The sequence below is a fragment of the Pseudomonas sp. NPDC090755 genome (assembly GCF_044769005.1).
Taxonomy (GTDB): Bacteria; Pseudomonadota; Gammaproteobacteria; order Pseudomonadales; family Pseudomonadaceae; genus Aquipseudomonas.
The window spans coordinates 37,153-49,846 of record NZ_JBIVXC010000022.1; the positions used below are offsets into that span (position 1 = coordinate 37,153).

9 protein-coding genes are annotated in these 12,694 nt (G+C 59.5%); 3 read left to right on the forward strand and 6 right to left on the reverse strand.

The genetic code is table 11. The features are described from left to right. Positions 1-8: 8 nt before the first annotated feature. From ACIQUS_RS23940 to ACIQUS_RS23965, 6 genes are all read right to left on the reverse strand, one after another. The gene (locus tag ACIQUS_RS23940) at positions 9-2,423 is read right to left on the reverse strand and encodes an RND family transporter (RefSeq protein ID WP_403052494.1); all 2,415 of its coding nucleotides are present in this window, start codon (positions 2,421-2,423) and stop codon (positions 9-11) included. Positions 2,424-2,431: 8 nt separating this feature from the next. Beyond that, a complete protein-coding gene (locus ACIQUS_RS23945) occupies positions 2,432-4,078 on the reverse strand; it encodes a DUF1302 domain-containing protein (protein WP_403052497.1) in 1,647 nt (548 codons plus the stop codon). 24 nt (positions 4,079-4,102) lie between these two features. Beyond that, the gene (locus ACIQUS_RS23950) at positions 4,103-5,524 is read right to left on the reverse strand and encodes a DUF1329 domain-containing protein (protein ID WP_403052500.1); all 1,422 of its coding nucleotides are present in this window, start codon (positions 5,522-5,524) and stop codon (positions 4,103-4,105) included. A gap of 475 nt (positions 5,525-5,999) precedes the next feature. Beyond that, positions 6,000-6,647 carry a hypothetical protein gene (locus ACIQUS_RS23955; protein WP_403052602.1) on the reverse strand — a complete coding sequence of 216 codons (648 nt, stop codon included), beginning with the start codon at positions 6,645-6,647 and terminating at the stop codon, positions 6,000-6,002. 86 nt (positions 6,648-6,733) lie between these two features. After that, positions 6,734-8,101, reverse strand: a complete 1,368-nt coding sequence (locus tag ACIQUS_RS23960) for an NAD(P)/FAD-dependent oxidoreductase (RefSeq protein WP_403052503.1) — start codon at positions 8,099-8,101, stop codon at positions 6,734-6,736. A 66-nt stretch (positions 8,102-8,167) separates the two neighbouring features. Then, positions 8,168-9,055, reverse strand: coding sequence for a phytanoyl-CoA dioxygenase family protein (locus ACIQUS_RS23965; protein WP_403052506.1), 888 nt, complete (start codon positions 9,053-9,055; stop codon positions 8,168-8,170). A 290-nt stretch (positions 9,056-9,345) separates the two neighbouring features. Between ACIQUS_RS23965 and ACIQUS_RS23970 the strand changes: the two genes are divergently transcribed. The 3 genes from ACIQUS_RS23970 to ACIQUS_RS23980 all read left to right on the forward strand — a co-directional run bounded on the left by ACIQUS_RS23970 (position 9,346) and on the right by ACIQUS_RS23980 (position 12,637). After that, the gene (locus ACIQUS_RS23970; protein WP_403052509.1) at positions 9,346-9,927 is read left to right on the forward strand and encodes a TetR/AcrR family transcriptional regulator; all 582 of its coding nucleotides are present in this window, start codon (positions 9,346-9,348) and stop codon (positions 9,925-9,927) included. Between the two features lie 311 nt (positions 9,928-10,238). Further along, positions 10,239-11,765 (forward strand): flavin-containing monooxygenase, encoded by a 1,527-nt coding sequence (locus ACIQUS_RS23975; RefSeq protein WP_403052512.1) that lies wholly within the window; start codon positions 10,239-10,241, stop codon positions 11,763-11,765. After that, entirely contained in the window at positions 11,762-12,637 is an 876-nt protein-coding gene (locus tag ACIQUS_RS23980; protein ID WP_403052515.1) for an alpha/beta fold hydrolase, read from the forward strand. Before ACIQUS_RS23975 ends, ACIQUS_RS23980 begins: the two co-directional genes overlap by 4 nt. The last annotated feature ends 57 nt before the right edge of the window (positions 12,638-12,694 follow it).

Below are 12,694 nucleotides of genomic sequence, written 5' to 3' on the forward strand. Positions count from 1 at the left end.
TTCTCTCCTCAGTGCACCAACGCGCCGATCATGCGCACGGGGCGCTTACGCGGGAACACCCGCTCCAGCCATACGGCGAAGGCCGGCAGCACGGTCATGGCCATGACCATGTTGACGATGAACATGAAGGCGAGCAGCTTGCCCATGTCGGCCTGGAATTTCAGATCCGAGAACGCCCAGGTGGCGACGCCAACTGCCAGGGTGATCGCGGTGAAGATCGTGGCCACGCCCACCTCGAGCAGCGCGTATTCGACCGCCTTGGTGATCGACTGGCCATGGGCCTGGTGCAGTTGCAGGCGGTTGTAGATGTAGAAGGCGTAATCGACGCCAATGCCCACCGCCAGCACCATCACCGGCAAGGTGGCAATGGTCAGGCCGATCTGCAGTTCCTTCATGAACCAGTAGCCAATGAACGTACCGATGGTCAAAGGCAGGCAACACACCAGGACCGCCCGCAAATCGCGATAGACAGCGAACACCAGCAAGGCGATGGCGGCATAGACGTAAAGCAACATGGGGGTTTCGCTTTTCTCCACCTCTTCGTTGATGGCTGCCAGGACACCGGCGTTGCCTGAAGCGAGGCGAACCGAAAGGCCTGGCATCGGATACTCGCTTCGGAAAGCCTTGGCGGCTTCCACCACCCTGTTGATCGTCGTGGCTTTGTGATCCGCCAGATACAGGTGCACGGCCGACATGCTGCAGTCGGTACGCATCAGCCCGGGCGTGCGCGCAACCTCGGTGGCCAGCGCGGCGTAGTTCATCGGGTCGATGGGTACCGCAGCCATCTTCGGATTGCCTTCGTTGTACCCCTCGTTGAATTGGCGCATGTTGGTGGAGAAGGAAGCGACCGACAAGACGCCGGGCACCCCCTGCATGGCCCACACGAAGCGATCCTGGTATTGGCCCAGGGCGACCTGCTCGCAGGCCACCTGGTTGTCTTCGCCAGCGGTCTCCTGATTGACCTCGAACACCACGCTGAGCCAGTCCAGACCGATGTCGTAGTTGCTGGCGATGGAGACTGCATCGCGATTGAAGCGCGAGTCCTCACGCAACTCTGGCGCACCCGCCTGCAGTGTACCGACGACACGGTCATGGCTTTGCCAGATCGCGACCAGAAAGATTGCCAATGCAATGCCAAGCACCCACTGCGCCTTGCGCGGCTCGGCCAGCCGAGCCAGGCCTCGTAGCCAGCGGGACCGGCGCTGCCGGGAAATCTCCTGCGCCGCAGCGTACTTGTCATCGACACGCAGCAAAGACGCCATCAACGGCAACATCACCAGGTTGGTGACGATCTTGTAGGCCACGCCAAGTGATGCGGTGATCGCCAGCTCCCGCACCATCGGGATGGGGATCAAGAGCAGCGTCACAAAAGAAACCAGTGCGGTCACCAACGCCAGTGTCCCAGGGATCAGCAAACCCGTGAAACTTGAGCGCGCCGCCTCTTCGGCACACTTGCCAATAGCGATTTCACGGACGATGAAGTTGATTTGCTGCACGCCATGGGAGACCCCGATGGCAAACACCAGAAAGGGCACCAGGACCGCCAGCGGGTCGAGGCCATACCCCAGCAGGCGCAGGCTGCCGAACTGCCATATCAGCGAAGCCAGCGAACAGACCAGCGCCAGCAGCGTGAAGCGCAGCGAGTGGCAATACCAGTACACCGCCCCCGCCGTCAGCAGCAGCGCCAGCAAACAGAACTCCAGCACAGCTGAAGCCCCGTCTGCGATGTCGCCTATCTGCTTGGCGAAGCCGATAATCTGGATGTCGAAATCGCCATCCTCGAATTGCTGGCGGATCTCGCTCTCCAGCCGATGGTTGAACGCGACATAGTCCAGATGGGCCCCGTTGGCATCGAACTCATTGAGTTCCGCGGTGATCATCGCGCTGCTCTGGTCACGGGAGACCAGCGTGCCAATGAAGCCTCCCTGCGCAGTGGAGTTGGAGATCGTCGCGATGATCTCGTCATTCAAGTGCTCGGGGGAAACCGTCCCTGGTACCAGTGGATCGGCGCGAAAACCTTCTTCAGTGATCTCGTTGACGAAGGCATTGGGCGTCCACAACGAACGCACACTGCTGCGCGAAACACCCGGGAGGAAGGTCACCGCCTGGGTAACGTCATAGAGCCGCTTCAGGCCTGGGGCGCTCCAGATATCGCCACTTCGGGCCCTGACCACAAGGGTCAGCCGGTTTGCCCCCAACAGGTCATTGCGGTACGTCTCGAATGTCTTGATGTATTCGTGACCGATCGGCAATTGCTTTTCGAAGCCGGCATCCATACGCAGTTGCACGGCGAACCAGCCCATGATCAGCGTGAAAATGGCCAGGCTTGCCAGCACCAGTCGACGATGACCGAACAAGACGTCCTCAACGCGTGACAGCACGCCACGAGCCCTGATTTCAGATAGTTTTACAGAACCGTTCACGGCAGGCCTCACAAGGTGCGGGAGATCGCGACACCGACATAATCGCGGTCACGGTACAGCTGATCGTAGGGCGTCTCGCCCCCCATGAACTTCGCGTAGTTGAGGGAAATCTGCCAACTGGCGGGGTTGCGCACGAAGTTCAGGTAGAGGTTCATGCTGCTCGCGTCTTCAGTGAAGGTTGCGCTGAGGTTCGGTGTTCGCCCTCCAAGCGATCGTGAATAGAAGACGCCAGGCGTGACCTGCCACCCCGGCAGCAACGTGCCGTCATAGGTAAGGCTGAAATCCAGGTTGATACCCGACGAGGTCTTGTCGCCGTGGGCTTTCGGTGCTGTCGCCGGGTCCAACTGCCAGGTATTGAGGCCCGCCGCGATCGGCTCACCGTTGACCTCGTCATGCAGCCCCGGGTAGTTGATGACCACGAGTTCAGTCAGCAAGGTGCCCGTGCTGGCCCCGGTGAAATCGAGAAACGTCGGGGAGTTGGAAGGCGTGAAGCTATACAGGCCTGTCAGGTGCCACTGGAATTTCTGTTCGTCCTTCCAGCATTTGCCACCATTGGCGGCACACAGGTCGATGACCGGGTTGAGCATTACCGAGTCCTTCGGTCGGTACGACAGTTCTGTACCGACCGCCCAGTCACCTAGCGGCATGTTGGCACTGATGCCATACATCATCCGATCTTCCTGGTACTCCCAGGTCGGTGCCGCCGCGAAGGTGTCCGGGTCAAGAATATCGACACGCAATGACGGCAACTTGTCGTGATAACGCATCACGTAGAGGCCATAGTTGATGTCGCTGTCCTCCGGTTGCCAACGCAGCGAAAGGCCCCACTGACCGCTATCGCGGGCGTCCTCTTCAGAGAACCCGTAGTCCCCCCTGCCCTCGCCGAGCCCGTTGGTCGTGGACCAGTAACTGCCCACCGGGGGGAGTTCGCTCTTGTTCCAGCGCAATTGATAGTAAGCCTCGATATTCACCCCGGCGCCCAGGCCCGACGCAACGCTGAGCATGGGCGCCGGCAGCACGGCCTCCTTGAGCTGCACGCCAGGACGCGCCAAGGCTTGATAGTCGTAGGCGTTGGTGTTGTTGATACCCCCCGCCACGAACAGGCTTTCGCCCCAGTTGATCACCTGGTTGCCCAGGCGAGCCCGCACCCGCTGCCCGCCCAGGTCGAAGCCTTTGCTCACCCACAGGTCCAGCAGGCGCGCCTTGAAGGCGAGGTCGTCTTGAGCGTCGTCACTGAGCCCGTTGCTGCCGACACTCTCGGGGGTGTTGAACGACAGCGTGCCGGTGGTATCGGTGGCAGCGAAGTCCCGGATCCAGGTGCCACGCGCCATGAACGTGACGTCCTCGGGCAGTTTCAGCAACAGCTCATGAGTACCCTTGAGGTAGTTGGTGAACAGGTCGCCCCGGTCATAGTTCAGGTCCCCTTGATCAGCCACGCCTGAGCTCTGCGCCAGGCAGCCGGAGGGCACATTGTGCCCGGTCGCTCCCTGGTTGATCAGATTGCAGCCGCGCGACTCCGTACGCAGGCCCATGCCTGCGGTGATCGTGGAGTCGAACGAGCCATGAAGAGTTTCGGTTTCAAAGGTGAACCCCATTGCCAGTGGGGTTGCGCACACGATGACAAGGCCTGACGCTTTCGTAATTATTTTTTTCATGCTGGCTCTCGATCTGACGTCGTTCTAGCGCTCGCTGATGGCTCGCAGGTTGTCGGAGGTGAAGAAATCTCGTTTCAGCCGAGGGCTGCCACTGTCCTCGGTGAGCCAGCGAATATCGCTCTTGCCCGCACCGATCGAGGTCATGTCGAAGAGATAGCGGCCATCGACCAGGTTGTACTGGACCTGCGCCTGCACATCGCAAGTGCCCGTCTCGTACACGGGAATCGAAAACCCTTCACGCACCTTCCAGATCTGCCCTTGCTTGTCATAGTCGACGGCCAGCAACGGGTTCCAGCTGTCCTCGTCGATGTAGAACATGCGTTTGGGTGCCTGATGGCGCATACCCTGGCGGACAGTGGCCTCGACGACCCAGACGCGATGCAGCTCGTAGCGGCGCGACTGCGGCGCGATCGAATCGTTACCGGCGAACGTTTCCGCCTTGGTGGCGGTGTCATAGGCACCGAAGGCGTTATATGGCACCAGCAGTTCCTGCTTGCCGACCAGTTTCCAGTCGAAGCGGTCCATCGTTCCGAAGAAGACGTTCGCCTCATCGACGGTGTACTGGTTATCCAGCCCGATCTGCGGAGCGTCGTAGGAGTACGACGGCATGCGCCGGACTCGACGCTGGCCGGGGAAGTAGTAGAAGGTCGTGGCCTGCTCGCCGGCCACGGCCGTCTGCACCGCCGACTGGCCGGCCAGCGCGGCGGGCTCCAGGTAATTGAAGAAGGTCGCGTTTTCCAGGCGGCCGACGGACGAGAACAGCGCGCTGCCTTTCTTCCCCCAGGGCGTGAAGAAGAAGGTGTCTGTGGATTGGCGTAACCACTCCCCTCCCTTGCGCGGCGAAATACCCGAAATGCTTTTCGGGATTTCGACGCCAACGCCGCGGTAGCGCATCTTCATGTTCCACATCACCTCAGCACCGGTGTTGGGCAGAGGGAACGGGATACCCGGCACATGGGCTTCCTCGAGGGCAACCCCCGTGGAATCGAGCTTGGCGAAGCCAGCGTTCTGCCGGGTGTTCTCAGCCACGAAGTCCGGCACGCCGCAGGTACGGCGGGTCGGATAGACCTCCATGCGGTAGCCTGGAATCTTCTTGAACAGTTCGAGCTGGGCGGGAGACAGTTTGCTCGCATGCTGCGCCACATTGCTCGAGTCGATGCTGTAGAGGGGTTTGTCGCCCTTGAACTTCCAATGCGCTGCTCGCACCTGGCCGTAGCTCCAGCCTGTCCCCTGCGGCCCGGGGGCTGCCCAGGCCGGAATCTCCCCGCTTGAACTCGCGGCGGTCTCGCCACCCAGCGGCGTCAGCTTGGAACCCAGCGCCTCGGCCCCCTGGGACGCGGCCTGTACCGAGCAGATCGCGGTCGATGCAACAAGGGTAACGAGCAGCTGCCTGAAAATACGGCGGGTGGACACTTCACCTTCCGGCCGTGCAGTTACTTCTTTCATTGGAGGATCCTCAAACAAAGGGCTTGGACCGGCGGCTCAACCCTCCAGGTGGGAAGATCGGCGCCTGCTACATCCTGATCATCTGACATGATCAATTGACCATGTCAGATGATCAACACGCAAGCCATATGCCAGAAATTCTGATTTGTGGAATACATTAGATAAATCAGCTAGTTAGGTTTTGTTCTTGATTTATGCCTGCCACGCGTCTGCACCATTATGGGAACTAAAGAAACACGTGTTACCAATAGAGGCTCGCTCATGACGCACCGCGTAGACATACGCTCGGTCGTTATATGGTTATTGTTAATCCAAGTGATTCCCATGAGCACAAATGTTTCGCCCATAAAAAAACCGCCCCTAGGGGCGGTAAATAAGCAGGCCTTGGCCCGCCATGGAGTAACATCCAAACCACAAACAAACTGAAGTACTGCCTTCTGTCAGCAACAGAACAGCGCGTCACCTCTTGAACAATTCAACCGGAATGGAGCATTGCGCAAGAAGACACTTTCCTTGAACGCTGAAGTGCACCATAGGCATAGAACAACTGCACAATTGAATATGACCAGGCCAGGAAGGCGAAGGTCATGAAGATCATCTTCGTGTCATCACCCGGAATCGGGAAGAAGTCATACCTCAGTGCTACCGTCAGCCCCGCCGCCCCGCCCAGGAAGGTGGCCAGCGCATGCAGAAGCTCGCCTGCACGCGCCAACCGCCAGGCAAAGTAGGACAGGTACAAGGTGTAAGCTGACCACATCAGCACATAGAAATAGGGAAGTGACGCGTTAAACGCACTCGACAGGAAGTAAGTGGCCGCGGCGACAAAACCAGCCAAAAACAGCAGGACGTCCTTCGCGGCAGAGGGCTTGTAATTGTGCGTTACGGCCATCAACCCGAGCGTTGCAATAACAGGTACTCCAACCCCTCGGGAAAAGGCATCGAGAAAGATGGCGATATTGTAATTGGCTTGCCAGCCCGTAGCGATGAAGGCCGTGAAGTTTGTTGCGGATATCCCTACAATTAAAAACTCCACGCCAAGCAGATAATTTCTACGCCTGATAAATGCGGCGCCATAATACAGGCCGCACACCACCAGCAGCACGCATGAAACCAACGCAAACAAATCTCTCAGTTCCACGATAACAGTCTCTGTAAATAGGGTCCGTTTTCCTGCAGCTACTTACGCAGGGCAACAACATTTCGTTGCGCTCAGTCTTTCATGGCATTGTCTTTACGCACTTTTCTGTCAGTCCAGGCATCCAGCAACTTGGCTGCCGCAAAAGCAGACTGTATGGCGCACCATTGAAACGGCTCAGGCAACATGGACGGTGTCCTGTGTTGCAACGCCGCTAGCAGCTCAGGCGCTTTGCCATTGATTTGCCCGGCAAAAAGCGACCCCATGAGCGATTGAGTGGCCAGTCCGTGACCCGAACAGCCCGTCGTATAGAAAATATTCTGTTTAGCGCCCATTGCGCCGACCACCGGCAGGAAGTCATAGGCGCCACTGACATAGCCACTCCAGCAGTGCTGAATGCCAAGGCCTTGCAATGCAGGAAAGCGCTCGCGCAACACCTGCGCCAACGCCGCGTAGGCGCCATGGTCTGGAATATTGGGTGTCTTCGACCCGTAGGCATAACCCAGCTGCTTGACAGTCAACACCAGGGTGCCGTGGGCCGTCAGGCGGTGGCTTTCCATGGTGTAATGCGGCGTGATGATCCCTTCCCGCCCTTTCCAACCCAAGGCAGCCAACTGCTCTGTCGATAGCGGTTGGGTTTCGATTGCCGAAACCCGAATCGCCGCAACCTTGTTACGCAACACTCCCAACTGAGGTGTGTAGGCATTGGTTGCCAGCACCATTGCCGGAGCGCTTGCACGACCGTGCGCAGTCTTGCAGGTGATGACCTGCCCCTCACTGAAGGAGAGCAACGGCGTACGCTCGTAGAGTTTCACGCCAGCCTCGATTGCCGCACGCCGCAGGCCGCTGACGTACTTCCCCGGATTCAAGGTGCCACCGCGCTGCTCGGTGCCGAACAGAAATGCAGGCGGGATGCCCCGCGCACGCATCTGGGCACGGTCCACGAAGCGGGTGACCGACCCCAGCGTCTGACCCAGCTCCATATTTTTCCGCAAGCGCTTTTCCTGGCCTGGGTGAACAGCGGCCCGAATCACGCCCGAAGGGGTGTAGTCACAATCGATACCCAACGTCGTCAATCGCCCTTCCACGTAGTTGACAGCCTCGTCGTAGAACCTGACGAACTGCCTTGCCTGCTCCACGCCCACCCGATTGACAAAGACCTCGCACTCGATCCCCATGCTACCCAGCAGATAGCCCGCATTGCGCCCACTGGCACCGAAGCCGGCGAACTCCTGCTCCAGCACGATGACATCCGCTCCAAGCGCCTTTAGCTCCAGTGCGGTCGATAGACCGGCAAAGCCGGCCCCGATCACGATCACATCGGCATGCTCGTGACCCTTGAGCGCCGGCTGCAGATCGCCTGGCCGCTCCACCCATCCACCCAGGCTGCGGAATCTCAACGGCGCAGAATCGCCGTGGGCTGCTGTGTTCAACGCATTCATTCACATGACTCCCAGGATACCGGCCAGTGTTGCCAACATGGGTCGCCCCATGGCGACTCGGGATTGTCAGAACCCTTTTCCCGCCTCGGAGAAAGCGGGCATGCCCAGGAGCTCTTGCGGGTCTCGCATCTGGCCATCGATTTCCACCCAACCCAGCAGCGTGGAGCTGGCACTCCAGCCCAGCAGGCGTTGCATTTCTGCAGGGAGCTGGCGAACGCGCTCAACGGGAATGGACAGGAAGTGATTCTCTTCAAGACGCAGGAAGGCCAGGTCATAGGCCATCGTCAGCCCGGTACGGGGAGACGCGGACGTGTTGGCGCCGCCGCCGTGATACACCGACCCCATCCACAGCAGCGCGGAGCCAGCCTTCATTTGCGCGGCGACGGTTTCTTCCTGGGTTGGCATTCGCTCGTCATCCCATTGATGACTACCGGGAATGACACGCGTTGCACCGTTCTCTTCGGTGAAATCTGAAATGGCCAGCATCATTTGCAGCCGGGCCTCACGACCGTACTGGGGGTGCCGCCAGAGCGACGTGGCATCGTCACGATGCAGTGGCTGAAGGCCTTGGCCGGGACCAATCTGAATCGCCTGGGTAATGCTGAGCTGAATGTCAGGCTCGATCTCGACGCGCTCGCTTCCCACCCAGACGTGGGTAGGTGTCTGCAGGATCTTTCTGGCCGCGCCAATGAACAGCGGGTTCAGTGCCACCTCCACCGCCGTGTCGCTGCGCCCGATGATACGGGCGACACGTCGTGTCTGCGTGCCTGCAAAATAAGGGTCCACTCCGCAAGGCGTGGCATTCAGGTAGGTGTCCAGCTCTTGGGCAAGGGACTTCAGCGTCGCTGGCGAGACAAAGTCGGAAATGATGATCCCCCCGTCACGCCTGATGATCTCCACCACCTGCTCGATCGATGCATCGCTGCTGACCGTCGAGAGTTCTCGTGTATCCATCTGCTTTCTACCTGTCTGGTTTTGTCATTGTTCTATCCAGCGAGCCTGGGCAACCCGGCTCAGCCCACCCGTGCCAACCAGTTCGGCGTGGCGTAGGTGGAGAACTCATCATTACCGAACATGGTCATTTGATCAAGTCGTTTGATTTAAGTATTTTTCGTACGACTACATACCCCTGGGGAATGGGATTGCATCGACTCATGGATTGAGGCATGACCTTGCGATAGCATTCGTCACCGTCGACACCAGACCAGAAGGCTGGCGGCAACACCGAATAGGGAGAACGCTCAATGGCTCGGATAGGCGCTGAAGAGCGCAGGCAGGACTTTATCGAGGCCACCGTGAAGGTGATCGCGGAACACGGGGTGGCCAACGCCACGACCCGGCGTATTGCAGCGGCGGCGGATTCTCCGCTGGCTTCGTTGCACTATGTCTTCCACACCAAGGACGAGTTGTTCTATGCGGTCTACGAGTCCTTGATAAACATGCCGCAGCAATCGTTGCAGCACGTGCCGACAGGCGCCACGGCAGCGGAATCGGTGGGAGAAATGTTGCGCCAGCTGGTCAACTGGTTCACGGCCCATCCTGAAATGGCGACCACGCAGTTCGAACTCTTTTGCTGGAATCTGCGCAACAACCCGGCGATGGCGGCCAAGATCTATGCCGTCTCCATCGAAGCGACCCAGCAGGCCATCGAAAAGGTCACCGCCTGCGCGCTGGACCAGGCCGCACTGACCACCATCAGCCGTTTGCTCATCAATCTGTTCGACGGATTGATGCTCGCCTGGTCCGCCCACGGCGACCGTGCGCGCCTGGAGGCGGAGACCGAAACAGCCTGCCAGGCGGTCAAGCTATTGGTGGCCAGCTACTGAGACGCCATTCGGATGCGCCGTGCTGCGCTGCGGCACGGCAATCCGAAGACCTGGACGTTTTTACCAGACCGGCAGGCGAGCGCGCCTTGTCGCACCCTGGCCCCTTCCCACTATCGGCCCGGCTTCTCCCTCACGACTGCACCTTGGCGGCCAGCCTGGTCAATGCTCGCCGGAACACCAAGGTGCAAATCATCCTAAAACGATAGCGAGCTGGTGCATTTTGCACCTTGCTCCGTACTGTTGACCGCCCTATTCTGGTCAAATGATCAAGTCAATAGATCAGTCTCTATAACACAACAATAGGAGGCGACATGTCCTCGCACACTGCTCTTGCGGTTGAGCCGCTCGATATATTGATCATGGGAGCCGGTGTGTCTGGCATCGGTGCGGCGGCCTACCTGCGGCGCCATCAGCCAAACAAGGTCTTTGCGATTCTCGAATCCCGTGACCGAATGGGCGGCACCTGGGACCTGTTTCGTTATCCCGGCATCCGTTCCGATTCGGACCTGTACACCTTCGGTTTCGACTTCAAGCCCTGGACCAAGGCAAAGTCCCTGGCGGACGCGGCGGACATTCTCGAGTACCTGCATGAAGCCATCGACGAGCATGAACTGGCCCCCTTCATCCAGTACAAGCAGAAAGTCATCTCGGCGAACTGGCAGAGCGACAAAGGGTTATGGGCAGTCCGCGTCGAGGATGGTCGCACCGCAGAAACCCGCACCATCGAGTGCCGCTGGCTGTTCAGTGCAGGCGGTTACTACCGTTATGACCAAGGGTTCAGCCCACGCTTCGAGGGCACGGAGCAGTTCAAGGGGCAGATCATTCATCCGCAACACTGGCCGGAAAACCTGGACTACACGGGCAAGCGCGTCGTAGTCATCGGCAGTGGCGCAACGGCCGTGACCCTGATTCCGGCCATGGCCGACAAGGTCGCCAGCATCACCATGCTGCAGCGTACGCCCTCCTACATCATCAACCAGCCCGCCCATGATGCCGTTGCAGCGTTTCTGCGCAAGATGCTGCCCGCGCAAACCGCCTACGCCCTGACGCGCTACAAGAACGCCAAGATTACCCTGGCCTTCTGGGGATTCTGCCAGCGCTTCCCCAAGCTTTCCCGAAAACTGCTCCTTTGGGCGACCCGCAAGGAGTTGCCAAAAGACTACCCGGTGGACGTGCATTTCAACCCGCCCTACAACCCTTGGGACCAGCGTTTGTGTTCGGTACCCGAAGGCGATTTGTTCAAAGCCATCAGCGCAGGTAAAGCCGACATCGTCACCGATCATGTCGAGCGGTTCACCGAGTCCGGTGTATTGCTCAAATCGGGCAAGACGCTGAAGGCCGACATCATCGTTACTGCCACGGGGCTGAACGTACAACTGTTCGGTGGCATTACCCTGCACAAGGACGGCAAACCGGTAGTGCTCAGCGAGACCCTGGCTTACAAAGGCATGATGCTCTCCGGCGTACCCAATTTCGCGTTTGCGGTGGGCTACACCAACTCGTCCTGGACCTTGAAAGTCTGCCTGCTGTGCGACCACTTCTGTCGCCTGCTGGGGCTCATGGAGCGTAAAGGCTACAACGTCTGCGAGCCCAAGGCGCCGGACGGGATCGAAACCCGCCCCTTGCTGGACTTTGGTGCCGGCTACGTGCAACGCGCGTTGGACAGCATGCCGCGCCAAGGGCCGCGCGAGCCCTGGGTGATGTCGATGGACTACTTTCGCGATGTCAAAGTGCTGCGCCGCGGCACAGTGGCTGACAAGTGCCTCGCGTTCACGACAGTGCCCAATGCGCCCTTGCACGCCGGCGTCGTGCTGCAGCAACAAGGTAGCCGCCAATGAGCACCGATCGCTTCTGCGAGCTACCGGGGCAACGCAAGCTCTGCTATCGCAGCCACGGCGCCGAAGACGCCCCGGCGGTCCTTCTCATCGTCGGCTTGGGGCTGCAACTGACCTACTGGCCGCAACCACTCATTGCCGGTCTGGTTGAGCAGGGATTGCGCGTCATCACGTTGGACAACCGTGACTCGGGCAGGTCGTTCTTCACTGAAGTGACGCCCCCCACGGTCATGCAGCAGTTCTTGCGCAAGCGGACCCCCGGCTATGACCTCGGTGACATGGCCAACGACGTGATCGGGCTCATGAACGGTTTGAAACTGGAAACCGCGCACGTCGTGGGGATGTCGATGGGTGGCATGATCGCCCAGACACTCGCTGCACGTTACCCCGAGCGCATCAGGACCCTCACGTCCATCTTCTCGACGACCGGCTCGTTGCGCGTAGGCCAGCCAGCGCTAAACGCCATTTTGCAGCTCCTGCGCCGCCCTGCGCGCAATCAGCAGGAAAGTGTTCGGGACTACCTGGACATCATGGGTCTGATTGGCTCGACACTCGAGTGGAACGAGCAAGCATTACGTGACTATGCCCAGCAGGCCTGGGAGCGAGGTGGCGGTGAGGCGAGCAACCTCGGTACCGCCAGGCAGATTGGCGCAATCATCAATTCGGGTGACCGCACCCAGGAGCTGCAGCTGATTCGTTGCAGCACGCTGGTCATTCATGGGGACAAAGACCGCATGGTCGCGACCAACGGAGGGTTCGCCACGGCCGCGGCGATTCGTCGCTCAAGCTTGGTTCTATTGCCGGGGATGGGGCATGACTTCCCCTCTTGCCTGTCAGGCACGCTGCTGTCCCTTCTGGCAGGACACATGCGTTAGCACTGCTTCCCGTTCGGGGCGTGCAGCTTGGCCGCCTCTCTTTCTATCCCACTGGAG